Origin of the sequence: Saccharibacillus deserti (assembly GCF_013618475.1) — a bacterium.
In the GTDB taxonomy this organism is placed as follows: Bacteria; Bacillota; Bacilli; order Paenibacillales; family Paenibacillaceae; genus Saccharibacillus; species Saccharibacillus deserti.
This window is the reverse complement of sequence record NZ_JABJVN010000010.1, coordinates 36,513-62,155: the sequence shown is the minus strand read 5'-3', so window position 1 is coordinate 62,155 and position 25,643 is coordinate 36,513. Positions and strand designations below refer to the sequence as shown.

Here is a 25,643-nt window from a genome sequence, read left to right as displayed (position 1 = left end):
TTTGGGAGGAAACAAACCATGACAACCCATAGAAACAGCGAACGTGATCGGCGTCTTGCCGAAGAAGCCTGGACGAAGATGGAGAACCAACTGCGCCTTGAACCGGTCAATCCGGTCTGGGCAGCCTGGGGAGAACGGGAAAAGGGTTCGGAAAACGGGCAGCAGACGCAAACGGCGCTCCGGACCGGCGAAGAACCGCTGCGCCTAGGAAATTCCGTATCCGGCGGAACGAACTTGCCGGAACAAGAGGCTCTTTCCGATCGCGCGTCCAACGCCGCAGTTCCCGTATCGGCTTTGGATCGCAAACGCCGTAAACGGATTGTCCGTTTTGCGGCCGCGGCCGCAGCCGCGGCCGTCATCGTCACGGCCGTCACTCCGGCTGGCAACCAGGCAATGGCAAGTATTCTGAACAAGTTTACGATGCAGGATGTGGTGCTGGTGCAGGAATCGGATATGGAGAACATGGTGCAGATGGTCTACGGAACGGGCGAAAACCGCGAGTCTGTCAACAAGTACGGCAGCTTCGTCAGCACGGCGCTGGAAAATGGCTTTGACCCCGATGCCTCGGCGGAAGAGATCCGGGCGGGTCTCGGCTACGCGCCGATTACGGCGGTACAGGGCCGGACCGGCTCATTGAACGCTTCCCTCGGCAGCAAGACCGTAATGAAGCTGCATGTGGCGGAAGTGAACGAGACCTTAAAACGACTCGGCGCGGAGCATCTGTTCCCGCAGGAAGCCGACGGCAAAGCGATTACGCTTACTTATCCGTCTTCGGTCATGTATAACTTCGGAACGGCCGAAGGATGGGCCCAACTGACTCAATCCGAAATGCCTACCGTCGAATTCGATCCTTCTTTCCCGGTCGAAGAAACGATGGATGCCGTCATCAATTTCCCTTATCTGCCTGAAGAGCTGAGAGACAGCTTGCAGCAGGCGGCCGTATCGGACGGACGTCTGCCGCTGCCGATGTACGCGGACGGACAAGCGCAGAGCCTCGAATTTTCGGGTGTGAAGGTTACGTATGCCCATAGCGAAGCCGGAAGATCGCGGACCGCTTTCTGGGTGAAGAACGGACAGCTGTTCGAATTTGACGCGCATGATTCGTTCCCGGGCGGCGAAGCCGGATTTCTCGACTTCGTGAAAGGACTGGCTGCCCAGTGGTGACCCCGGACATTCCCGCTATTCAAACACAGGCTTTAAGCAAAATTTACGAAAACGGACGCGGCTGCAGGAATATCACGTTGAGAATCGGACAAGGGGAAGCCTTCGGCTTCCTCGGTCCCAACGGAGCCGGCAAAAGTACATTCGTCAAAACGCTCGTCGGATTGGTCCGCGCAAGCGGCGGAGAAGGCACGCTGCTGGGGAGTCCGATCGGCTCGCTTGAAGCCAGGCGCCATATCGGCTATCTGCCGGAATTGTACCGCTACCCCGAATGGCTGAGCGGCGAAGAAGTCATGAAGATGCATGCCGGACTGCTCGGTCTGCGGGGCGAGGAGGCGCGCAAGCGTATCAGGGCCGGGCTGGATGAAGTCGGAATCGGCAAACGCGGATCGGACCGGGTCAAGCAGTACTCCAAAGGAATGCAGCAGCGGTTGGGACTTGCGTGTGCGCTGCTCGGCGATCCGGCGATTCTGTTTCTCGACGAGCCTTCGTCCGCGATGGATCCGGTCGGTCGGCGCGAAGTGCGCGAACTGCTGCTGGAATTGAAAAAAAGAGGCAAAACGCTGTTCCTCAACTCCCACTTGATGGAGGATGTCGAAGCGGTGTGCGACCGGATGGCGCTTATGCTGAACGGGGACATGATCCGCAGCGGTACGGTCGGGGAAATGCTGAAAGTAAAAGTCCGCTGGCGATTCAAAGTCGGCGGATTTTCGCCCGTTCTGCTCGATTGGCTGCGCGAGGCCAGCGGGCTGCCGGTATCGGCGGAGCAAACGGAACACGCCGAAGAAATGTCCTGGGAAGCCCCAACCTGGCTGGAGGCGGAACTCGAACATGAAGAACAGGCGGGCCTGCTGAACATGCTGATCGTGGAACAGGGCATGACGCTGTACGAATCTTCGATCCACCAAGAGAAGCTGGAGGACTGGTTCCTGGAAGCCGTCTCGGGACGGGACCAGAGGGGGGAACAACAATGAAGACGATGATTATGACGACTTGGCAGGAGATGCTGCGCCGCAAAATGCTGCTGATCACACTGGTGCTGACGGCACTCTTCTTGGCGGTGTTCTGGTTTATCGCGGACACGGTAGCGCTCGACAGCAGCGGCAGCGGCGACCTGCTCAGCCAGTTCGCCCGCCGCAGCGCCATTTTGTCGCTCGGTTTCTTTTTTGGCGGCTTCGTGGTGGCTTTCCTGGCGATCTTCAGCTCGTTCTCGGTCATTTCCGGCGAAGCGGAACAAGGCGTCCTGCAGTCCGTGCTCACACGGCCGATTCCCCGCTGGAAATGGTATGTCGGACGCTGGATCGGCTACGTCTCGCTGATCGGCGGCTACGCGCTGGTTCTGTTTGTCTTGATGGTGCTGATTACGAAGTTCCATGCCGGCATGACGCGCGATTACGGCGATATCTGGGTTTCCCTGCTGCTGTTTGTAGGCGCCGTACCGACACTCGTCAGCATGTCCATGCTCGGCTCGAGCCTGTTCTCGGGGATCGGCAACGGCGTATTTATGACGATGCTGTACGGCGCGGGCTGGCTCGGCGGCATGGTGGAGAAAGTGCGCGGCTTCATGCCTGTCGAACCGGATGTGGAAGCGACGCTGTCTCGAACCGGTGCGCTGCTGTCCCTGCTCATGCCTGCCGACGGACTGAACCGCCGGATGCAGTACATACTGACGCAGGGCGCGGGAGAGACCCTTCCTTTTCTGACCGGAGGCAGTCCGCCGTCGCAGGCTTTTGTCGTTTACGCGGCGATTTTCACGATTTTTGCTTTCGGAGGCGGATTGTGGTTATTTAAAAGAAAAGACTTTTAAGAACCCAGTCAAAGGAAGTGAGCAGGGATGGGCCGACAAACGTACCAAGTTCCGTTCGGAACCGAGCCGGCGAAGAAAACGCTCAAAGGCACGCTGGTCTTCTACGATTCATTCGAACGGATCTCCGATGAAGAGTTGGAACGGGCCGCGCAGGTCGCCGCGCTGCGTTCGTTCTCGCAGCTGGTGCTGTATCCGCTGCACGAAGCGACGGTCAAGCGCCTTACCGGCGAAACGGTCAGCGCTTTTTACAAACGGGATGACCGGCTGCACGAATGGCGGCGCGGGCAGCAGATCATGCGCAGCGTAACGGTGGAGAACTGGGACGGCAAACGCAAAAAGTATACCCCGCTCGAAGCGGTTCTGCGATTTGTGGGCGAGAAGTATCCGTCGCCGCTGTTTCTGTATCTCACCGCCGACACGGCCAACCGATTCGCGTCGTTCGCTACGTTCGAGGAATGGATCGTGCGGATCCGACTGGTGCTGGACGAATCTCCGCAGCACCCGCATCCGAGACTTGCGAAATTCCGGCAGCGCTGGGACACGGTTGACGAGCTGCTCGCCAAGCAGGCGCCGGACGAACAGGAAGACAAGCGTCTGCACAAGCACAAAGGTTAGCCGAATTCACAATAGTGCCGCAATCCGATACGCTTCGCCGAAGCCGTTTCCTTTACGCTGAAAAGGAAGCGGCTTTTTGCCGCGCATAAAGGAGAACGAATCGGATCCTCTGCCGCTGACGACAGAATTCGGGCTGCCGCCCCGTTAAAAAATATTTTTGAATACGGGCCTCGCCAATCGGGTGTTTTCAGGTTATAATGAAGGGTGGCCCTGTTCTATTGGGAACCGAGCAGCGATTCCCGGCCAAATCCGTAAGTTCAATGGAGGCTATTACCGCTTTGACCACTACCTATCCGTTTGCGTTCGACCCCGCGGCTCCGTTTTTGGACCAGGCTTCCGATTGGATCGCGGACGTCTTTTACGATATTTTGCCCGAAGCCGGTTTCGAGACGCGCGACGAACAGATCTTCATGGCGTTCCAGCTGGAACGCGCCTATAAAGAAAAGAAAACGATTTTCGCCGAAGCCGGAGTCGGTACCGGCAAGACGCTCGTCTACCTGCTGTATGCCGCGCTGCATGCCCGGTATACCCGTAAACCGGCCGTTATCGCCTGCGCCGACGAGTCGCTGATCGAGCAGTTGGTGAAGCCGGAAGGCGATATTGCCAAGATTGCCAGACATCTCGGTCTGAACATCGACGTTCGGCTCGGCAAATCCCAGGACCAGTATTTGTGTCTCAACAAACTGGAAGAAGTACGGGGAGCGGGCGAGAGCGAACAGGTCTTCCAGGAGATTTATGAAGAACTGCCGCCGTTCGTTCATTTCCCGGATACGCTGCAGGCGTTCTACCCGTACGGCAGCCGCAAAGAATATCCCGAGCTCGACGACAAGCAGTGGGATCGTGTAGGCTGGGATGTATTCCAGGACTGCCTCATCTGTCCGCGCCGCCATCGCTGCGGCCAGACGCTGTCGCGCGACCATTACCGCAAGGCGACCGATCTGATCGTCTGCTCGCACGATTTCTACATGGAGCACGTCTGGACGTTCGAAGCGCGCAAGCGCGAAGGCCAACTGCCGCTTCTGCCCGAACACAGTTCCGTCGTGTTCGACGAAGGCCATCTCCTGGAGACGGCCGCCCAGAGTGCGCTGACCTACAAGCTCAAGCACTCGGCGTTCGAGTCGATCGTGGTCCGGCTGCTCGAAGGCGAAGTGCGTGAGTCGCTGGCGCTTGCGGTCGAGAGATCGATCGAGCGCAGCGACGACCTGTTCGAGCTGCTTGCCCGTTACAGCACGCCCGTTCCGGCTTCGGAACGCAGCGAGCTTGAACTGGCCGCCGATCTGATGAGCGGCGTCGCCGCTTTCCGCGCGGCTGTCGATGCGATCGAGGAAGAGATCGTATTCGAGAGCGGCATGTTCAGCCTGGACGAATACCAGCTGCGTATTGTCGAAGAACATCTGGAGATGATGCAGACGGCGCTTGCGCTGTTCAACAATCCGCGCGAGCTGATCTGCTGGACGCAGGACGACAGCGGCGATCTGACCCTCGTGCTGATGCCGAAGAAAGTGAAAGAGATTCTGAACGAGCGCGTCTTCTCCAAAAAGATGCCGATCATTTTCTCTTCGGCCACCTTGTCGGCCGAGGAATCGTTCGATTATATGGCGGACAGTCTCGGCATAAGCGATTATCTGTCATTCTCGGTCGCTTCGCCGTACGATTACGAGACAAGCATGAACGCTTCGCTGCATACGGAGACTTCGGCCTCGGCCAAAACCGATTACGTGCTTGAAGCGCTCCGGCGCAGAGAAGGCGGTTCGCTGCTGCTGTTCCCGTCGCGCGAAGAAATGGAACGTTTCCGCTCGGAAGCCGATTCCCGGGCCGAGTTCGCGGAATTCCCGATGCTGTACGAAGGCGACGCGGAAATCAGCCGCCTGATTTCCGAGTTCCAGAACGGCACGTACGTCAATCTGTGTGCCGTGACGCTGTGGGAAGGGCTTGACGTACCGGGCATTTCGCTGAATCATGTCATTGTCTGGGAACTGCCTTTCCCTCCGAACGATCCGGTATTCGCCGCCAAGCGGCGCGAATCCGCCGATCCGTTCGGCGAAGTGGATATGCCCCATATGCTGCTCCGGCTCCGCCAAGGGATCGGACGTCTGATCCGCACCAGCGGAGACAGCGGGCGCGTAAGTATTTTCGGCCAGGCCATCGAACAACAAAATGTGCGCGAAAGAATCGGCAGCCTGCTGCCGGTCAGCGCCTCAAAGGAGAATGAATAATGGAATTTACGGAGTATACGGTTGAGAAGATCAGAGACGCTTTTGGTATTGTACAGGGAGAACGCTACGAATTTATGATCGAAATCGAAGTGGACGAAGAAGACGAACTGTACTCGCCGCAGGGACTGCGTCTGCGTGTGCTGTACGGCGTGAACGGTGAAGAAAGACGGATCATCAAGCACGAAATCATCGAGCGCGGCACGCAAAAAGTGCTGGAATTCGATCTGGAAGACGACGAACTGGTGGAGACCGCGGCTTTCTGCGCGGCCCATTATATGGAATCCGAACAAAAATAAATCGATTCTCCTATCCAGACCCCCAGGTTCCCGTTTCGGGAATTTTGGGGGTTTTTGGATTGCCGAATGAGAACGTGATACGATAAACCCATGTACACAGTCGGCGCAGAGCCGAAGAGGAGGACCCCGCATGCTCCAGCTTCAAGGGATTTCCAAGACTTATACCACCGGCGATTTTACGCAGACCGCACTCGACGACGTCAGCCTTTCTTTTCGCGGAAACGAATTTGTCGCCATACTCGGACCCAGCGGTTCGGGCAAAACGACTTGTCTGAATCTGATCGGCGGCTTGGACCGGTATGACGAAGGGGATCTGCTGATCAACGGCGCCTCCACCCGGCAGTTCAAAGACCGCGACTGGGATGCCTATCGCAATAACAGCGTCGGGTTCGTTTTCCAGAGCTATAACCTGATCTCCCATATGAGTGTGATCGGCAATGTGGAAATGGGCATGACGCTCAGCGGGATCGAACCGGCTGTCCGCCGGAGCAAAGCCCGGGAAGTGCTCGAACGTGTCGGTTTGAAAGAGCATATGCACAAAAAGCCGGGTCAGCTTTCGGGCGGCCAGATGCAGCGGGTGGCTATTGCCCGGGCGCTTGCCAACGATCCGGACATCATTCTGGCCGACGAGCCGACGGGAGCGCTCGATACGGCGACAAGCGCCCAGATTATGGATCTGATCCGCGAGATCGCCGGAGACAAGCTCGTCGTAATGGTCACGCACAACCCGGAGCTGGCCGAACGCTACGCCGACCGGATCGTGCAGTTCCGCGACGGGCAGGTCGCATCGGACAGCAATCCGCCGGAAGCGGAAGCCGTCGTATCCGATTACCGGCTCAAGAAAACGGCTATGGGCTACCTGACGGCACTCAAGCTGTCCGGACGCAATATCGCCACGAAGAAATGGAGAACCGCGCTGACGGCGTTTGCATCGAGTATCGGCATTATCGGCATCGCCTTGATCTTGTCGCTGTCGAACGGCTTTGATCGGCAGATCAGCAAATACGAATCGGGCGCGCTCTCGAATTTTCCGGTAACGATCGGCCGAACGGCCGCGAATATCGACTTCACCCAGCCGCCTCCGGGGACGCCGGGCGGAGACGAGGTGGCGCTGCCGGAATTCCCGCAGAACGCGCAGGTGTATCCGTACGACCCGACGCTCAATACCGTTCTGCACCGCAATACCCTTACGCAGGAATATCTGGATTATTTGAACGGGATCGATCCCAAGCTGCTCGATGCCATCTCGTTTGCCCGCGAAGCGAATCTGAACGTGCTCAAGCGCCCGGAAGGCATGCAAGCCTCGGCCGTCGATCTGAACGAAGCCGCTTTTACCGCGTATCCTTCAAAGCCCCAGGGAGGATCCGGCGTCAGCTATCTGGAACAGGTATATGAGGTGCTGGCCGGCGAATTCCCGGCGAAGCCGACCGATCTTGTACTGGTGGTCGACGAGTACAACCGGATCGGGAAGTCGACGTTCGAAGCTCTGGGATTTGACTACGAAGCTTCGGCTGTCGATTTTGACCGGATCGTCGGTTCGACGTTTAAATTGATTCCGAACGATAAGTTCTATACCGGCAAAGGAGGCGGGCTGTACGAACGTGCCGCCGCTTCGCAGTTGGGCAGGCTGTATGACGATCCGGAATCGATTACGCTGACGATCACGGGCATTATCCGCAAACAGCAGGATTCGCCGATGTCCACGATGGACCCCGGGATCGCTTACTCGGACGAGCTGTCCGAGTCGTTCATCGCCGATGCCGGGTCTTCGGCCGTCGTGCTCGCCCAGGAGAAGAACCGGGCGGTCAATGTCATCAGCGGACAGCCGTTCGCCCGGGCCGGCGCTTTCTCCGACTTCACCGGCATGAATTTCGGTCCTCCGGGAATGGGCGGCGGATCGGCTTCGGCAGCCGTCGATCCGGCCGGGGCCACGACGCAGCAGCAGGCGCTGTCGGCGCTCGGGGCATCGGGCCAGCCGGCTTCGATCTCGCTCTATCCCAAAGATTTTAATGCCAAAGAAGACCTGGTCGCCTATCTCGACGCCTGGAACGCAGGCAAAGCGTCCGACGAGCAGGTGATCTACACCGATCTGGCCGAGACGGTTACGAGCTTGTCCAGCGGGATCATGAACGGGATTACGATTGTTCTGATCGCGTTCGCTTCCATCTCCTTGTTTGTATCGCTGATCATGATCGGGATTATCACGTACATCTCCGTTCTTGAACGTACCAAGGAAATCGGCGTGCTGCGGGCGCTTGGAGCACGCAAAAAAGATATCACCCGCGTATTCAACGCCGAGACGTTTATTATCGGGGCGGCGTCCGGGCTGCTCGGAATCGGGATCGCTTATCTGCTGACGATTCCGGTCAATGCCGTGCTGAAATCGATGACCGATCTGTCCGGCGTCGCGGTACTCAATCCGCTGCATGCGCTGCTTCTCGTCGTGCTGAGCGTGGCCCTGACCATGCTCGGCGGATTTATCCCCGCCAAGTTCGCTTCGCGCAAAGACCCCGTTGCCGCGCTGCGCAGCGAGTAACGAACGCGCATCCGCGCGGGCAGATTTGCAGACACGGCAGATGGAAGATAAAGGAACGGACGATTCTGTTTCGCCTTCCGGTTCTTTGGGGAAAAGACGGTAGAGCAAGCCGGCGGCTGTCGGCTGTACTATTCCCGCGAGGAGGATATCCATCATGAAAAAGCTTCTGCGCACGGTCGGCACAATCGTAACCGTCATTACGACAGCCAAACAAGTCATGCATCTGGTTCAGGGATTCCGCAAAAAACGCTGAATACCGAACCGGCAGGCCCCTTTGAGGGGCTTTTTTTATTCGGAAAATTGTTCAAATAAAGGTTGACAGGAGATCGAGAATCTATTATCTTTAATTCAAGAGATTTAAATTGAAAGAAAAGTTGTGCCGACAAGGCGGAGAGTGAAGGAGGCGGCTGTACATGACGAAAGCAACAAACGAGACGGAAGCTTTGGCCGAATCCCCGGTCGAACCTGGACAAGCGGCTGCGCTGAAGCTGTTCGTGATCCTGTCCAAAGCGTATAAGAATGTAATGGACCTCGCGGTCAAAGATATGAAGAAGCACGGCTTGTCGCCGTCCGAATTCACGATCCTCGAAGTCCTGTACAATAAAGGGCGTTTCCCGCTTCAGCAGATCGGCGAGAAAATCCTGATTACGAGCGGCAGCGTTACCTACAATATCGACAAGCTGGAGAAGCGGGAGCTGCTGCGCCGCGTACCGAGTCCGAACGATCGCCGCGTCATCTACGCGGAGATTACGGATCAGGGACGGGAGCTGTTCGACCGGATCTTCCCGGACCATGCGGCCGAGGTGCAGCGGATCATGGGCGGACTGACGGCAGACGAGACGGAAGCGGCGGCCGAGCTGCTGAAGAAGTTGGGCAAAGGGGCGGAACGCGGATAGCGTTCCCCCGCAGGCAGCCGGAACTGTTTTTCCAGACCCAATACTTTGAAGTTAAGAAATCCAAAAGCGAACTAAAAATAAAATCCCCTATTCAAAGGAGCGTTTACCCATGACTTTACAAACAGCAGGCATTCACCATATCACGGCTTTCGCGGGCGATCCGCAGGCCAATGTCGACTTTTATGCAGGCGTACTGGGACTTCGGTTGGTCAAAAAAACGATCAATTTCGATGCGCCGGATGTCTATCACCTGTATTTCGGCAACGAAGAAGGCGCCCCGGGCACCATCATTACCTTCTTCCCTTTCCCCGGAGCACGCAGAGGCCGGATCGGCGGCGGACAGGTCGGCTTTACGACTTACGCCATTCCGCAGGGGTCGTCGGATTTCTGGAGAGAACGGCTGCATACCTTGGGCATTTCGGTAACGGAAGCGGATCGTTTCGGCGAGCATTACCTGCAGTTCAGAGACAACGAAGGACTGCAGTTGGAACTGGTGGAACGCGAAGACGGCGCCGCATCGACCTGGTCGTTCGGCGGCGTACCGGCAGACAAAGCGATCAAGGGCTTCGGCGGCGCGGTCTTGTACAGCATTGAGCCGGAACGTACCGCCTACGTGCTGGAACATGTACTGGGCATGGAAAAAGTCGGCGAGTTCTCCGGATTTGCACGCTTCCGGGCAACGGGAGAGCTGGGCAATCTGATCGACCTGCCGATGAAGGCGGTCCCGCGCGGAGCGGGCGGAGCCGGTACCGTACACCATATCGCCTGGCGCGCCAAAGATTTCGAGGAACATGAAATGTGGCGCGGCGTCGTAAACGGAGGCGGCTTCCAGCCGACCCCGGTCATCGACCGTCAGTACTTCCATGCGGTTTACTTCCGGGAAGAAGGCGGAATCCTGTTCGAAATCGCAACCGATCCTCCCGGATTCGCGGTGGACGAAGCGCAGGAGAATCTGGGCGAAGTGCTGATGCTGCCGGCCTGGTACGAAGACAAACGTGCGCGGATCGAAGACGGCCTGCTGCCGATTTCGGTAAGAGCCTTAAACACGGACAGCGGCCAATAAGGGCGGACGTCGAATACCCATTCGGGCATCACGAGAGGAGAAAAACAAGATGAAGCATATTTTCCAAAAAGGTACGAATGAAGCTCTGCCGACGGTGGTTGTTTTTCACGGAACGGGCGGAACCGAAAATGATCTGATTCCGCTGGCGGAAATGGTGGCACCGGGAGCGTCGATCCTCTCAATCAAAGGCAATGTTTCGGAGAACGGGATGGCGCGCTTTTTCCGCCGGCTGGCGGAAGGCGTATTCGACGAAGAAGACCTGATCTTCCGCACAAACGAAATCCGCGACTTCTTGAACGAAGCGGCGGAACAATACGGCTTCGACGTATCGAATCTGGTTGCGCTCGGTTATTCCAACGGAGCCAATATCGCGGCCAGCCTCATGTTCCACTTCGCAAGTGCTTTTAAAGGAGCCGCGCTGCACCATCCGATGGTACCGATCCGCGGTCTTGCTCTGCCGGATATGAGCGGGGTGCAGGTGTTTGTCGGCGCGGGACGCAACGACGGCATGGTACCGGCCGCGAATACGGAAGAATTGATCGGACTGCTCGAAGGCGCGGGAGCGGCGGTCAAATCGAATTGGGAGCACTTTGGGCACCAATTGACGCGGACCGAGGCGGAAGGCGCACGCCGATGGTTTGCCGAACACTTTTCTGCCTGAAGCGCAGACACGTTGAACCCATCCCCGGATGGGTTCTTTTTTTGTCGGCAAACGCTTGCAGCGATAACCCAAGAAACCTTGCCTCGGCCAAGTGCGAACGTTAAACTGAAAGAAACGTTTCGTCCAAGTGCAGCAGGTGGACGACGGATTGAGGCAGGCTTCCATCTCGGTTTCAACAGAAAGGGATTTTCCATGGAAATCATAATTTTGATCGCGGTCGGCATGTTGGCTTCGCTGTGCGGCGCAATCGCGGGACTCGGCGGCGGCTTCATCATGGTTCCGATTTTGGCGCTGATGTACGCCATCCCGGTATCCGATATCTCCGGAACTTCGATGGCCGTGCTGTTCGTCAGCGCGATCTCGAGCACGGTCGCTTATGCCAGGCAGAAGCGGATCGATTATCGCAGCGGTTCTGCGTTTGCCGCCGCGATGATTCCGGGTTCGATTCTGGGCGCCTGGACGACCGGCATTGTGGAGAACCGGGTCTTCTTCGTCTCGCTGGGCATCTTCCTGATCCTGATGGCGATCTCGATCCACTTCAAGCCCAAAAAGAGCCGTGACGGATTCTTGAAACCTACGGTCAGCCGCAGTTTGCTCGACGCTTCGGGCCTTCGGCACGAGTATTCGTTCAATATGACATTTGCGGCGGCAGTCGCGTTATTCGTCGGGTTTCTGTCCAGTCTGTTCGGGATCGGCGGCGGATCGATGATGGTGCCGACGATGATCCTGTTCCTTGCTTTTCCTCCGCATATTGCGACCGCCACATCGATGTTCTCGATTCTGCTGTCCGCGTTCGTGGGAACCGCCTCGCATGCCGCGTTGGGACATGTCCTGTGGGACAAATTCGTTTGGCTGGCCATCGGGGCGCTCGTGGGCGGCCAGATCGGGGCACGGATCGCATCGAAGATTCCGGCTGCCGCCGTTGTCCGCGTCTTGTCGGTGTGCCTATTGATCGCGGCCGTCCGGCTGATGTTCAAAGGCTGATCGGACTACGCGCCCGTGGGAAAGGTCAGATAAGCCAAAGGAGCCGTGAACAAATGGACGTCCAAATAAACAACCTAACCATGGAGCAGGCAAGGCGATTTCTGTTCGACTACCAGGGGCTCTCGCACCGTTTCGATGCGTCGGGCAAAGCCGGCATTCTGGACTATATCGACCGGGTCGGCTGTATCCAGTTCGATCCGCTGAATGTGGTCGGAACGAATCCCGAACTGGTGCTGCAGTCGAGAATTTCCGATTTTGAGCGGAAGATGCTGTGGGAGCTGCTGTACGAAGACCGGCGTTTGCTCGATTATTGGGATAAAAATATGGCGATCTTCAAGATGGAGGACTGGCCGTATTTCGAGCGGTACCGGCAGCGCCATCAAAACTGGCTTCGTTTGAATCCGGATACCGCCGAAGCGGTGCTGGAAGAGATCGGCCGGCGCGGACCGCTTTGTTCGGCCGATCTGGAGTATCACGAGAAAGTGGCTTGGGATTGGGGGCCGACGCGGCTGGCCCGCGCGGCACTGGAAGGTTCTTATTTTGCCGGCCGTCTGGTCGTCCATCACAAAAAGTCGGGACGCAAATATTACGAGCTCTCCGAGCGTGTTGTGCCGAAAGAACTGCACGGCCGGCCCGATCCTTTTGCAGACGACGCGGATTATTACGAATGGGCGCTGCTTCGGAGGATCGGAAGTGTCGGCCTGCTCTGGAACCGGCCGAGCGACGCCCTGCTGATGACGGGAATCAAAGCGCCCCAGCGTCTGGCCGCGTTCGAAGCCCTGATCGCGCGGGGAGACATTCAGCCGCTGGAAGTGGAAGGGATCGACCGTCCGCTCTACATCCGCTCGAACGATCTTCCTCTGCTGGAAGCTTCGCTTGCTCTGGAGCAGGCGTCCGGAAACGTCAAGGGAGAGCCGGATAGGCGTTCTGCCGGGATGCGCGCCTGCATTCTGGCTCCGCTCGACAATCTGCTTTGGGACCGCAAACTGATCCTCGATCTGTTCGGGTTCGACTACCGCTGGGAAGTCTACAAACCGGCCGCCGAGCGCAAATACGGCTATTACGTGCTGCCGGTTGCGGCGGACGGACGTTTTGTGGCCCGATTCGAGCCTGAAAAGCAGCGCGGAACGGAGCCTCTTGCTATCAAACAGTGGTGGTGGGAAGCGGGAGAAGGAGCCGATCCGGCTGTTCGTTCGAGCGTAGAGCGCGCGCTGCATCGATTTGCGGCTTCGCTGGGCACGACATTCGCCGGAGAGCTTCCCGCACCCGGGTAATCCCTTGAATTTCGTTTCCCGTATTGACATTCTTCCCGCTACCCTCTAAACTTCTTTTGGATGTGATAACGATTATCAGTGTCCGTGGGCAAAAGAACATAGACTTCGGGGGGACATTTGGAATGATGAAAAAGAATACGTTTGGTTTCGTGGCGCTGATGCTGCTGTTCGTGCTCGTACTGAGCGCCTGCGGCAGTGCGCAGCCGAAACAGGCGGCAACAACCGAAGCGGCTGTGGAAACCGGTACGAAACCGGCGGCGTCGGAACCGGCAGCCGCGGAAGAAACGGCTTCGGGCACCGTTACCTACGAATCGGAAACGGGACCTGTCGAGATTCCGGCCAATCCGACGCGCATCGTGGCTTTGGCCAACGCGCCGAACGTGCTGTCGCTGGGAGTGACGCCGGTCGGCGTAGACCAGTGGACCGGCGCGAATCCGCTGTTTACGGATAAGCTCAAAGACGTTGCGGTCGTATCCGAAGAACAGCCGGAAACGGTAGCCGCACAAACGCCGGATCTGATTATCGCCGGATCGCATATGAAGAATCTGGATCAACTGAGCAAAATCGCGCCTACCGTCGTGTATACCTGGGGCAAGCTGAATTATTTGGACCAACAGGTCGAGATCGGCAAGCTGCTCGGCAAAGAAGCGGAAGCCCAAGCCTGGGTGGACGATTTCTCGAAACGAGCGTCGGCTGTCGGAGACCGGATCAAAGCGAAATACGGCGACGAGGTCACGGTGTCCGTGATTGAAATCGACGGAAAAAGCGTGTATCTCATGGGCGACAGCTGGGCCCGGGGTACGGAAATCGTGTATCAGGCCATGGGCCTGAAGATGCCGGAGAAGGTCCGGGAAGCCGTGAAAGCGGAAGGCTACTATTCGCTGTCGCTCGAAGTGCTGCCGGAATACCTGGGCGATTTCGTGCTGGTCAGCCGCAAGCTGGACGCAAGCGACGAGGTCATCGGTTCCGAAGTCTGGAATCAGGTTCCCGCGGTCAAAGAAGGCCATGTGATCGAATTTGAATCCAGAGCCTCTTCGTACAGCGACCCGATGACGCTCGAGAACCTGCTCGGTATCTTCGAAAAAGGCTTTCTGGAAGACTCGAAGTAAGCTGACATTGTGTATAAAAGTACGAAAAAGCACGGCTCCGATCCGATTAGAGTCGTATTTTTTCGTGCTTTTTTCGTTTTCGGTAAGAGGTACATTTTCGAATTCACACAAAATACCTACTTTTCAACTGAAGAGCAGGTATAACCAATAATTGAGGATGGTAGCTTGCTTTAATTTAGGTGACAAATTTACATTTGTCCAATCGAGATAAGCTACTGATTTGAAAAAAAATGAACTTATCCGAGGAGTGGAACGCATGGGGGAAAAAAAGATTCCGACCTTTCCGCCTACGTTATTCCAAAATCCAAGTATCAAAAAAGCGATACGATCATTATCGACCTGGCAACGCCTGCGTTTAGTAACTACGGATATAAAAGCAATCGAATATTGCATTTATGGTTTTAACGAAACACGTTTCACAAAAGAACTATTTTCGATAACTCTTATCGTTGTTCCAAATAAGAAAAGCCGAGTTCATGGGAACTCGGCTTTTGACTGTTCTCGTTATTCCGTACACCACGCACGATCGTCGAAATCGAATTTTGGATGGGGATATGGGAAAACTTCCTTGTCTTCGCAAACTGTATGCCCCTCAGAAAGCTGCCCGATTTTTCCTGAAGGCTACATGAGGCGTTAGCGCCGGAAGCTTGATTAGTTTGGTGGTGCGGCTATCAGTCAGAATACGGCTTTCCTCTCTCGTCAAGACCCCGGAACATGTTCAAAGCCACGATCAAGATAATGGCCATAATGATAATCGGAATCCAGATCGCGCTGAACGGCATATGGATCTCCGCGATTCCGGCTATAAGCGCACCGAAGCAGTAGATCGCGACTGCGGTAAAACGCAGCCAGGTTTCCCCGTTTACTTTCGCGGATTTTGCTTTACCGCCGAAACGGCTGCGGAAAAAAGCGACAAAGTCTTCGATAACGCTGGCCAGGTTGTTGGTCAGCACCGTCGTGGAAATACCGGCGATACCGAGTTTGCGGGCGGCCGTCGTCTGCATGCCCATCGCGCTGCTCAGCAGGAGGATCAGCACATGAAGAAGCGTCTCGCTCATGACGGGGCCGGCCAAAGCGGCGAAGACCAGATAGAAAGCCAGTTGGACAAACAAAATCAGCGTAATCCGCGCGGGCCAGAAGCCTTTGGCTTTGGCGCCGCTGAGCAGAAAAGCCGCTGCGGCGTTGCCGGCAATAAATCCGAGGCAGGCCAGCGCCGCGCGCAGGAAAGACAGCTCGGCCACATGGGCGAAGGACATCCCGAGAATTACGATGTTGCCGGTCATATTGGCGGTGAACACGCGGCCCAGATGGATATAGCCGATCACGTCGACGATACCGGCCGACAGGCACAGCAGCATAAGAATACCGCTGCGCCAGGTTTTGGCGTGCAAAGCGTTCATTCCTTTCCGGGTGACGGTGCGCCGCAAGCGGCTGAGGTTCCGGCCCAAGGTCGGCGAACCGGGAACGGTTGAAGCGCACCGAATCAAAAATTGAAGAGCCGTTCGTATGGCCCACCGTTTGATTCTCGCAAGAAAGTGGACCGATTTCAAGAAAACGAGGCAAAATGGGCCATTTTTCGAAAAAGGGGTTATGATTGAGAAGACGAAAAAATAGCATCCCACCCAAAAAAGGAGGACTGCCGTGCAGGATTGGTATCTGGTACTGAGCGTTTCGCTTGCGGCCTTTGTGCTGCTGCTTGTCCTCTTGATCGTGGCTGCCAGTATTCGCAACGGAATTACGCCGATGCCGACCAGCCGCCCGGTCCGGCGCATGGTGATGCAGCAGATCGGTCTGCCGGCGGATCGCAGCGAGATCGTGGAAGCCGGTTCCGGTTTCGGAACGCTCGCCCTTCAGCTGGCGCGGCGGTTCCCGATGTGCCGGATAACCGGTATCGAGAATTCGATCGTGCCCCTGTTGATGTCGAGGCTGCTCGGCCGGTTCAACCGGATGCCCCGCTCGCGCCTGGAGTTCCGCCGCGGCGATCTGTTTGAACAGGCTTACGAGACTTCGGATTTGGTCGTCTGCTATCTGCATCCCGCCGCGATGCGGCGGCTGGGTCCGATTCTGCGGCAGCGCGCAAAAGAAGGCTCGAAAATCGTCAGCGTCTTTTTTGCTTTTGACGATTGGGAGCCGGAATCTGTCGAAGTGTGCGGGGATATGTACCGGACAAAGGTATATGTTTACCGTGTGCGCAGACATCCGCTCGATATTCGGGTATAAAAGCGAAAGAAAGCTGCGGCAGCGCGGCGCCTCTACATGCTGCCGCCCCGTTTGAACGCGGCATCAGCCGGATTCTCGTTATTTTCAACCAAAAGGAGCGAATATGAAATGGAAACTGTCAAATTGGGCCGAACGGGACTGGACGTCTCCAGAATATGTTTGGGCTGTATGAGCTACGGCATTCCCGATCGGGGAGCGCACGCGTGGACGATGGAGGAAGAAGCCAGCCGCCCGTTTATCCGCAAAGCGCTGGAGCTGGGCATCAACTTTTTCGATACGGCGAACGTGTACTCCGACGGCACAAGCGAAGAAATCGTCGGCCGCGCGCTGAACGATTTTGCGAATCGGGACGAGGTCGTGCTGGCGACCAAAGTTCACGGCACGATGCGCAAAGGGCCAAACGGCGGGGGATTGTCGCGCAAAGTCATTTTGGCCGAGATCGACCACAGCCTGCGCCGGCTGGGAACGGATTACGTCGATCTGTACCAGATTCACCGCTGGGACCCGCATACGCCGGTCGAAGAAACGATGGAGGCGCTGCATGACGTTGTGAAAGCTGGGAAAGCTCGTTATATCGGCGCTTCGTCGATGTACGCCTGGCAGTTCCTCAAAGCGCAGCATACGGCGGAGAGGCACGGCTGGACGAAATTTGTCAGCATGCAAAATTACGTCAACCTGCTCTACCGCGAGGAAGAACGCGAGATGCTGCCGCTGTGCGAAGCGGAAGGCGTCGGCGTCCTTCCGTGGAGTCCGCTTGCGCGCGGGCGCCTGACCCGCGACTGGGAGGAGACGAGCAAACGCTCGGAGAACGACGCTTTTGGCCGCACGCTCTACGACAAGACGGAAGAGGCCGACCGCCGCGTCGTCGAAGCCGTCGCGGAAGTCGCACAAGAGCGCGGCGTCCCTCGTGCGCAGATCGCGCTGGCATGGGTGCTGCAAAAGCGTCCGGTGACTTCGCCGATCGTGGGCGCGACGAAGGCTCATCATCTGGACGACGCGGTCGCCGCGCTGTCGATCAAGCTGACGGACGAAGAGATTCGGCGGCTGGAAGAACCTTACGTGCCGCATGCGGTGATCGGGCACAGTTGATCGGCGGATGAAGGCCGTGCGAGGCTCGGGCCGCGCCAATCCCTGACTTCTTATTCCGGGCGCAGAGAGCCGGAATCCATAAAAAAACGTCCCGACTCCCTTTCCCGTTAAAAGGAAAGGAGCGGGACGTTTTTCGTCGCCAATCCGTATGAAAAACCGATTGCTATTCGTGCAAACCGAAAAGGAGAGGCGGCTTCACTGTGGGTCGGATCAAGAAGCCGAAGCTGCCAGAACCGCTTCCAGCGCTGCTTTTACTTCAGCCGGTTGAACGGTGTCTTTTGGCATGAGTTTGCCCGGCTCGCTGGCGCTCAGGATACCGGCTTGCACCAATTGGGCAACCGGAGTCTTGGCGTAAGCCGCTACCGATGCGGCATCGTCGAACGCGCTCAGTACGGAAGCGGCTTCGACAGTCGGAAGCTGCTGCTTGAGTACATTGGCGAGGATCGTCGCCATTTCTTCGCGGGTGATGTTGCGGTCCGGATTGAACTTGCCGCCGCCGTAGCCTTTGATCAGGCCGGCTTTGACTGCTTCGGCAATATCATCGGCGTAAGGAGCGTCGCTCTTCACATCCGTGAAGCCGCTGGCCGGTGCAGATACGGCGTTCAGCTTCAGCGCGTTGACCACTTCGGACACGAAGCCCGCACGGGTCACGAAATCGCCCGATGGCGTGGAAGGTGCCGAAGGTGCCGTTGCCGGGCCGTCGGAATCCGGCACTTCGGAACCCGCTGCCGGCGTGTTCACGATACGGCCTTCAACTTTTGCCGTGATCGCTTTGCCTTTGAACGTATCGCCGATGTACTTGTAGAATACGTCCAGGTCGATCGGACCGGCGAGCGAAGCGCTGGCTTTGGTCAGCACTTTGTAGTTGTCGCCGCCGCCTGCCATAAAGTTGTTTACCACTGCGGTATAGGACTTGGCCGGATCGATCGGCGTACCGTCGGACAGCTGCAGATCGCTTACGCGCTCGGCTACCGGTTTGTTCAGGTCGGCTTTGTATTTCAGGCCGGAGATTTGCAGGGTCTTCGTGTTCGGCGTGCCGTCGGCGTTCGTGCCCCACTGCTGCTGCAGCAGTTCCTGCACCTGTGCGCCGGTCAGCGTCAGCTTCACGAGCGTATTGCCGAACGGCTGGATTTTCGCCAGATCCGCGAAGGTTACGTCGCCTTTCGGCAGATCGGCGCGGATACCGCCCGGGTTCATGAAAGCGAAGTCCGCCGCCGCGGCCTTGTCGCCGAAGTCCGCGGTGCGCATAGCATCGGCGATCAGGTTGCCCAGCGCCGCTTCATTGTTGTAAGCGTCGGTGCGGGTTACGGAACCGTCCGTAGTACCGACCGGTTTGGTCAGCTCGGGATGTTTGTCCAGATACTTTTTGATCAGAGCGACCGAATCCGCGTCCGGCGTTACGCCAGCTTGGAACGTCGTCGTTACCGTCGCCGATTTCTCGGTCACGTCGCCCGTTTTCGGATCGATCAGCAGTTTGATGTCTTCGAACGCCGTACCGTACGAGTAAGCCTGTACGATCAGCTTGCCGTTTACTTCGCCGTTGGCCAGCGCATGGTTGTCGCCGGCTACGATCACGTCGATCGGAGAGTTGGCCGGAAGCGCTTTGGCCAGATCGGCCGCTTCGCCCGTTGTCGCGCCTTCTTTGGTGGATGCCGGATCGTGTGCGAGCACAACGATGGTTTCTACGCCTTTGCCCTGCAGTTCGGCCGCGTATTTGTTGACGGCCGCCACTTCTTCTTCGACGCTCAGGAAGCGTACGCCTTTGGTGCCCGCCGGGGAGACTTTGGCCGGAGTCAATTTGGTCACCAGACCGATAAAGCCGATCTTCACGCCGCCGACTTCTTTGATCACGTAAGGATCGATCAGCGGTTTGCCGGTCGCTTCTTCAATCACGTTGGCGTTTACGTAGTCGAAGTTTGCGCCTTTGTGCGTCACGACGCCGTCTTTCGGATCCAGTCCGCCGTTCAGCTGCGCTTTGAGCGCGGCAATGCCTTGGTCGAATTCGTGGTTGCCCAGCGAGCCGACATCGAATTTCATCATGTTCATCCACTCGATGGTCGGTTCGTCGCGTTCCAGCGAAGAGATCGGAGCGGAAGCGCCGACGGAGTCGCCGTTATGGAAAAGAAGCGAATGCTCGTATTTGGCTTGCGCTTGTTTCAAATATGTAGCGAGAATAGGCGCGGTTCCGGCAGGCTTGTCGGTCACGACCGATGTCGTATCCAGCTGTCCGTGCAGATCGTTGATGCCGAGCAGATGGACTTCGACGTCGCCTTCGGCCGCCGAAACGGTGTTTGCGGCGCCCAGTACCTGAGCCGACAGCAGCGCTGCGGCTGCGAGTCCGACGCTCGGTTTTCTCCAATTTTTCCAGTTCATAAACTTGCATTCCTCCTAGAATATAATGAATCCCGCCTTATTGTATCACAGGGTTTTTTTTGAAATCAAAGGTTATGTAAGCGCTGTGTAAAATATATTTAAAATCGTTTCGAGAAAAACCGGGTTTGACAGGCCTGCGCGCCTCATGTTATAAAGTGAATCAACAAGCATCCGGCCTGCGGAGCTTTATAAAAAGCGTTGAAGGGAACCCAGTAGCGTTCAGATCCGGACTTTCAGAGAATCGGCGGTTGGTGCGAGCCGATAGACGAATGAGCGCGAATTACGTCCCCGAGCTTCCCGTTACCGAAACCGCGAGAGCGGAAGGAACGGGACGGAATCGTCCACGTTACCGGACGTCAAAGTGGGAAACGCGCATTCGGCTTCAAGAGAAGCGCCTTTCCAATAAGGGTGGTACCGCGATTAAGACTCGTCCCTGCAGAAATGCAGCAGGCCGGGTCTTTTTTATTTTCACCCCATTTGAAGGAGGATTTCATAATGAGTACCGAATACACCCCGATCGAGAATAATGCCCTGCTGGACGACCTGGAATACAGAGGCTTGATCTACCAGGTGACGCACCGCGAGGAACTTCAGAAGAAGCTGAGCACCGAGAGCGTCACGCTGTACAATGGATTCGACCCGACGGCGGACAGTCTGCATATCGGCCATCTGCTGCCGGTCTTGACGATGCGCCGCTTCCAGCAGGCCGGACACCGTCCGATCGCCCTGGTGGGCGGCGGAACAGGGATGATCGGCGATCCGAGCGGCCGCTCGACCGAGCGCTCGCTCAATACGGCCGACACGGTCGCGGAGTGGACGCTGAAACTGCAGAACCAGCTGTCGCGTTTCCTCGATTTCGGCGAAGGCGATGCGAAAGTGCCGGCGAAGATGGTCAGCAACTACGATTGGCTGGGTCCGATCGGCATGATCGACTTCCTGCGCGACGTCGGCAAGAACTTTACCGTCAACTACATGCTGGCCAAAGACTCCGTCGATTCCCGTCTCCAGCACGGCATTTCGTTCACCGAATTTTCCTACATGATTCTTCAGGCGTACGATTTCCAGCGTCTGTTCGAAGACGAAGGCTGCACGCTGCAGCTCGGCGGAAGCGACCAGTGGGGCAATATCACCGCGGGTCTCGACCTGATCGGCAAAACGGGCGGCGAAGGCGCGTTCGGTATGACCATGCCACTGGTTACCAAAAGCGACGGCAAAAAGTTCGGCAAGTCCGAATCCGGTGCGATCTGGCTCGACCGCAGCAAGACGAGCGCTTACGCGTTCTACCAGTTCTGGATCAATACGGACGACGCGGACGTGATCAAATTCCTGAAATACTTTACGTTCCTGAGCCGCGAAGAGATCGGGAAGCTGGAGAGCGAACATCTGCAGGCGCCGGAGCAGCGTCGGGCGCAGCGCGAACTTGCCCGCCGCGTGACGACGCTCGTGCACGGCGAAGACGCTGTCGCAAGCGCCGAGAAGATTACGGCCGCGCTGTTCTCCGGCAGTTTTGCCGAACTGAGCGAATCCGATCTGGCCGAAGCGCTGGCGGATATGCCGACGACAAACGCCGACGCTTCGTCCGAGCCGCTGCTGATCGACCTGCTGGTCGAAGCCGGTGCGGCGCCGTCCAAAGGTCAGGCCCGCAAAGATATCCAAAGCGGCGCGGTATCCGTCAACGGGGAAAAGCGCACGTCGATCGAGACGGTCATCGGCCGCGAAGATCGCCTGCACGGCAAGACGCTGGTTCTTCGCCGCGGCAAAAAGAACTACTTTGTCGTGAAGTTCGAAGGCTGATCCGACGCAGAAGACTCTCTACGCTTGAACGGGAAAAAGGCGGGGCGCCCAGGCGCCCTGCCTTTTTGGGTTCAATCGGCTTTTTTCCTCCGGCGAACCTAACATGAAAAAACAAAACGTATAAAAAAAATACCTAAATCTATATTTTGTACAATTACGGATGGAGCTTTATGCCTACATTTGATCATAAATTTTCATCGACCATATAAAAATAGGGAAGTATTTTCTCTTTTTGCTTGTGCCGATTACGTTTTCGGAAGCGGCCCGCGGAGACGGCTTTAAAAGCAGGCTTTTCTTTTCCGCCGACAACAGTGTACACTGAATCATGAGATCGCGATTCAAGGTCAAGAAAAGGTTTTCATTATGCTGGCGAGGTGAAGAGAATATGTTTAAAAAGTATAAATACGTAGCACCCGAGAACGGCTATCCGGAATGGAACAACAACCCTGAAATTTTCCAGCTCAACCGTCTGGACGCTCACGCGAGCCTGATCCCTTACGCATCGGCCGAAGAAGCGTTGAATGCCGCAAGCGGTTCCAGCCGTGTGCATTCCCTGAACGGCATCTGGAAGTTCCACCATGTAGACAAGCCGGCCGATCGGCCGCAGACCTTTTATGAAACCGGTTACGATACGTCGGAGTGGAACGATATTCCGGTGCCGGCCCATTGGCAGCTGCACGGTTACGACTATCCGCATTACACCAATGTCCGTTATCCGTGGGAAGAGCGCGAGAAGATTCAGCCTCCGTTCGCGCCAACCGAATTCAATCCTGTCGGTTCTTACGTACGGACGTTTACGGTACCCGAGAACTGGGAAGAAGATCCGGTTTACATTAGCTTCCAGGGCGTTGAAGCCTGTTTCTATGTATGGGTGAACGGCGATCTGGTCGGATACAGCGAAGACACGTTTACGCCGGCCGAATTCCTGCTGACTCCTTATTTGCAAAAAGGCGAAAACAAGCTGGCCGTGCAGGTGTATCACTGGTGCGACGCAAGCTGGCTGGAAGATCAGGATTTCTGGCGCATGAGCGGTATTTTCCGCGACGTCTATCTGTACAGCAAACCGAAAGTCCAAATCGCGGACGTGCTGGCGACCGCGGAACTGGATGAGAACTTCGAGAACGGGCATTTAAAAGTAGGCGTTCAGATCGGCAATCCGCTCGGCAAAAAATCGGGCATCTACCGCCTCGAAGCCCGTCTGCTCGACGCTTCGGGACGCGAAGCGGCAGCGCGGATGACGGGCGAAGTCGAAATTCTCAAAGACACGCTGTATGCCGCCGATCTGTCGGCTGCCGTCACGAAGCCTGCGCAGTGGTCCGCCGAAGCGCCGAATCTGTACACGCTTGTTCTGTCTTTGTCCGATGAACAGGGCGAAGTCGAAGCGGTTACGCTGCGCGTGGGATTCCGCCATTTCGCGATCCATGACGGCGTGATGAAGATCAACGGCAAACGAATCGTATTCAAAGGCGTCAACCGCCATGAATTTAGCGCCGAAAAAGGCCGCGCGGTGACCGAGGAAGAAATGATCGCCGATATCAAGCTGATGAAAGCCTACAATATCAACGCGGTGCGCACCTCCCATTATCCGAACCAGACGCGCTGGTACGAATTGTGCGACGAGCACGGCCTGTACGTGATCGACGAAACGAATCTCGAGACCCACGGCAGTTGGGAATACGGACAGCTCGAAGAAGCGGAAGGTACGGTACCGGGCAGCAAGCCGCATTGGCGCGCCAACGTACTCGACCGGGCCAATTCGATGTATCAGCGGGACAAGAACCATCCGTCGATCATCATCTGGTCGCTCGGCAACGAATCGTGGGGCGGAGACAACTTCCTCCATATGGCGAACTTCTTCCGTGCGGTCGACAAGACCCGTCTGGTCCACTATGAAGGAACCTTCCATGCCCGCAAATGGGAAGATGCAACCGATATCGAGAGCCACATGTACACAACGCCGCAAAATGTGGAGAAATACGCGCAGGAAGATCCGAAAAAGCCGTTTATCCTGTGCGAATACAGCCATGCGATGGGCAATTCCTGCGGGAACCTGTTCAAATATACGGATCTGACTTACAAATATCCGGTTCTGCAGGGCGGGTTTATCTGGGACTGGATCGACCAGGCGATCCGTACCCAAACGGCCGACGGCGTCGAGTATCTCGCTTATGGCGGAGATTTCGGCGAGTCGCCGCACGACGGCACCTTCTGCGGCGACGGTTTGATCTTCGCGGATCGCACGGTCTCGCCGAAACTCGACGAGATCAAAGGCTGCTACCAGAACGTCCGCTTCGAAGCGGTCGATCTGTCCACGGGAACGGTTCGGATCACGAACGACTTCCTGTTCACGGACCTGAACCGCTACAAGCTGACCTGGGAAACCGCGCGCGGCGGCGAAGTCGTCGAACGCGGCACACTGCCTCTGCAGCTCGCTGCGGGCGAATCGGCGGAGATCGAAGTGCCGTTCACCGCGCCTGCTCAGCAGGGCGAATATACGCTGACCCTGAGCTTTGCCGAGTTGGAAGACCGGTTCTGGGCGGCCCAAGGACATGAAGTCGCATTCGGACAATTCGTGCTTCCGGCCTATCAAGGCGAAGCGGTATCCTCCGAATCCGTTTCGTTCTCGGGATCGGCACTCGAATCGAATGACAACGAAACATCGCTGACCGTGTCCGGCGACCGATTCACGGCCGTGTTCGACAAGCAAACCGGCGATTTGTCTTCGCTGCTGCTCGGCGGGCAGGAAGTGCTGCTGGCGCCGGTACGTCCGAACTTCTGGCGGGCGCTGACCGACAACGACCGCGGCAACAAGCTGGACGAACGCAGCGGCATCTGGCGCGAAGCGGGCCAGAAGCGCAAACTGCGCAGTCTGGACGTATCGGGCGCCGAGAACGCCGTGTCTGTCGAAGCGCTGCTGGAACTGCCGACGTCGCCGGTATCCGAAGCGGTACTGCGCTACGAGATTCAGGCTTCGGGTTCGATCGGCGTGTCGCTGACGCTGAAGCCGGGCGAAGGCCTGCCGGAAATTCCGGAAATCGGCGTCCTGCTGGAATTGGACGGAACGCTGGAACAGCTGAAATGGTACGGCCGCGGACCGCACGAGAACTACTGGGACCGTCATTCGGGTGCGCGTCTGGGCATCTACTCCGGTCTCGTCTCCCAGCAGTTGACCCCTTACCTGCGTCCGCAGGAAGCGGGCAACAAGACCGGCGTCCGTTGGGCGGAATTGACCGGATCGAACGGAATCGGCCTGCGCGTGGAAGGTTCGCCGGAAGTCGAACTGAACGCGCTGCCGTATACGCCGGAAACGCTGGAAGCCCACGACCACGGCTACAAGCTGCCGAAGTCGGACCGAACCGTCCTGCGGGTTAACCATCGTCAGATGGGCGTAGGCGGCGACGACAGCTGGCAGGCGCTTACGCATGAAGAATTTACGCTGCCTGCCAATACGACGTACACGTACGGCTTTACGCTTCGCGGCATCTGATACGAGCCGCATATTTTTCAGGGAAATGATTTCGAGCGTGACCGCTGCAGGAAAATAAGGTA

At 57.1% G+C, this 25,643-nt stretch carries 19 protein-coding genes and 1 other annotated feature; of the genes, 17 read left to right on the top strand and 2 right to left on the bottom strand.

The annotated features are described in order from the left end of the window. Nucleotides 1-18 precede the first annotated feature (18 nt). The 13 genes from HOP44_RS20255 to HOP44_RS20195 all read left to right on the top strand — a co-directional run bounded on the left by HOP44_RS20255 (nt 19) and on the right by HOP44_RS20195 (nt 14,618). Nucleotides 19-1,164, top strand: a complete 1,146-nt coding sequence (locus tag HOP44_RS20255; RefSeq protein WP_172256780.1) for a hypothetical protein — start codon at nt 19-21, stop codon at nt 1,162-1,164. After that, nucleotides 1,161-2,135, top strand: a complete 975-nt coding sequence (locus HOP44_RS20250) for an ABC transporter ATP-binding protein (protein ID WP_172256953.1) — start codon at nt 1,161-1,163, stop codon at nt 2,133-2,135. The genes HOP44_RS20255 and HOP44_RS20250 overlap by 4 nt, the downstream gene beginning before the upstream one ends. Continuing rightward, nucleotides 2,132-2,968: an ABC transporter permease gene (locus HOP44_RS20245; RefSeq protein WP_172256778.1), complete on the top strand. Its 837-nt coding sequence runs from the start codon at nt 2,132-2,134 to the stop codon at nt 2,966-2,968. The genes HOP44_RS20250 and HOP44_RS20245 overlap by 4 nt, the downstream gene beginning before the upstream one ends. A gap of 27 nt (nt 2,969-2,995) precedes the next feature. Next, nucleotides 2,996-3,583 (top strand): hypothetical protein, encoded by a 588-nt coding sequence (locus HOP44_RS20240; RefSeq protein ID WP_172256776.1) that lies wholly within the window; start codon nt 2,996-2,998, stop codon nt 3,581-3,583. A 260-nt stretch (nt 3,584-3,843) separates the two neighbouring features. Continuing rightward, nucleotides 3,844-5,799 (top strand): ATP-dependent DNA helicase, encoded by a 1,956-nt coding sequence (locus HOP44_RS20235; RefSeq protein ID WP_172256951.1) that lies wholly within the window; start codon nt 3,844-3,846, stop codon nt 5,797-5,799. After that, nucleotides 5,799-6,095, top strand: coding sequence for a DUF6509 family protein (locus tag HOP44_RS20230; RefSeq protein WP_172197567.1), 297 nt, complete (start codon nt 5,799-5,801; stop codon nt 6,093-6,095). The genes HOP44_RS20235 and HOP44_RS20230 overlap by 1 nt, the downstream gene beginning before the upstream one ends. 130 nt (nt 6,096-6,225) lie before the next feature. Further along, nucleotides 6,226-8,631: an ABC transporter ATP-binding protein/permease gene (locus HOP44_RS20225; RefSeq protein WP_172256774.1), complete on the top strand. Its 2,406-nt coding sequence runs from the start codon at nt 6,226-6,228 to the stop codon at nt 8,629-8,631. A 413-nt stretch (nt 8,632-9,044) separates the two neighbouring features. Further along, nucleotides 9,045-9,527 (top strand): MarR family winged helix-turn-helix transcriptional regulator, encoded by a 483-nt coding sequence (locus HOP44_RS20220; protein WP_172256772.1) that lies wholly within the window; start codon nt 9,045-9,047, stop codon nt 9,525-9,527. Nucleotides 9,528-9,636: 109 nt separating this feature from the next. Then, on the top strand, nt 9,637-10,590 hold the full coding sequence (locus HOP44_RS20215) for a ring-cleaving dioxygenase (RefSeq protein WP_172256770.1): 954 nt from the start codon (nt 9,637-9,639) through the stop codon (nt 10,588-10,590). A 49-nt stretch (nt 10,591-10,639) separates the two neighbouring features. Then, nucleotides 10,640-11,251 carry an alpha/beta hydrolase gene (locus HOP44_RS20210; protein WP_172256768.1) on the top strand — a complete coding sequence of 204 codons (612 nt, stop codon included), beginning with the start codon at nt 10,640-10,642 and terminating at the stop codon, nt 11,249-11,251. Between the two features lie 192 nt (nt 11,252-11,443). Continuing rightward, entirely contained in the window at nt 11,444-12,235 is a 792-nt protein-coding gene (locus HOP44_RS20205) for a sulfite exporter TauE/SafE family protein (protein ID WP_172256767.1), read from the top strand. A 53-nt stretch (nt 12,236-12,288) separates the two neighbouring features. Continuing rightward, a complete protein-coding gene (locus HOP44_RS20200; protein ID WP_172256765.1) occupies nt 12,289-13,509 on the top strand; it encodes a winged helix-turn-helix domain-containing protein in 1,221 nt (406 codons plus the stop codon). Between the two features lie 125 nt (nt 13,510-13,634). Beyond that, nucleotides 13,635-14,618 carry an iron-hydroxamate ABC transporter substrate-binding protein gene (locus tag HOP44_RS20195; RefSeq protein ID WP_172256949.1) on the top strand — a complete coding sequence of 328 codons (984 nt, stop codon included), beginning with the start codon at nt 13,635-13,637 and terminating at the stop codon, nt 14,616-14,618. 671 nt (nt 14,619-15,289) lie between these two features. Here HOP44_RS20195 and HOP44_RS20190 read toward each other — a convergent pair. After that, nucleotides 15,290-16,009, bottom strand: a complete 720-nt coding sequence (locus HOP44_RS20190) for a YoaK family protein (RefSeq protein WP_172256763.1) — start codon at nt 16,007-16,009, stop codon at nt 15,290-15,292. 250 nt (nt 16,010-16,259) lie between these two features. Here HOP44_RS20190 and HOP44_RS20185 point away from each other — a divergent pair, with 250 nt between their 5' ends. After that, entirely contained in the window at nt 16,260-16,838 is a 579-nt protein-coding gene (locus tag HOP44_RS20185) for a class I SAM-dependent methyltransferase (RefSeq protein ID WP_343059982.1), read from the top strand. 108 nt (nt 16,839-16,946) lie between these two features. After that, nucleotides 16,947-17,927, top strand: coding sequence for an aldo/keto reductase (locus HOP44_RS20180; protein WP_172256761.1), 981 nt, complete (start codon nt 16,947-16,949; stop codon nt 17,925-17,927). A gap of 210 nt (nt 17,928-18,137) precedes the next feature. Here the strand turns inward: HOP44_RS20180 and HOP44_RS20175 are convergent, their stop codons facing one another. Further along, nucleotides 18,138-20,300 carry a 5'-nucleotidase C-terminal domain-containing protein gene (locus HOP44_RS20175; protein WP_172256759.1) on the bottom strand — a complete coding sequence of 721 codons (2,163 nt, stop codon included), beginning with the start codon at nt 20,298-20,300 and terminating at the stop codon, nt 18,138-18,140. Nucleotides 20,301-20,489: 189 nt separating this feature from the next. Continuing rightward, nucleotides 20,490-20,738, top strand: a binding site (T-box leader). Nucleotides 20,739-20,795: 57 nt separating this feature from the next. On the opposite strand from HOP44_RS20175, the gene tyrS reads away from it, so the two are divergent. Together tyrS and lacZ are read left to right on the top strand one after the other, a co-directional pair. Beyond that, on the top strand, nt 20,796-22,094 hold the full coding sequence (gene tyrS / locus HOP44_RS20170; protein ID WP_172256757.1) for a tyrosine--tRNA ligase: 1,299 nt from the start codon (nt 20,796-20,798) through the stop codon (nt 22,092-22,094). Nucleotides 22,095-22,479: 385 nt separating this feature from the next. Continuing rightward, a complete protein-coding gene (gene lacZ / locus HOP44_RS20165; RefSeq protein ID WP_172256755.1) occupies nt 22,480-25,581 on the top strand; it encodes a beta-galactosidase, LacZ type in 3,102 nt (1,033 codons plus the stop codon). Nucleotides 25,582-25,643 lie beyond the last annotated feature (62 nt).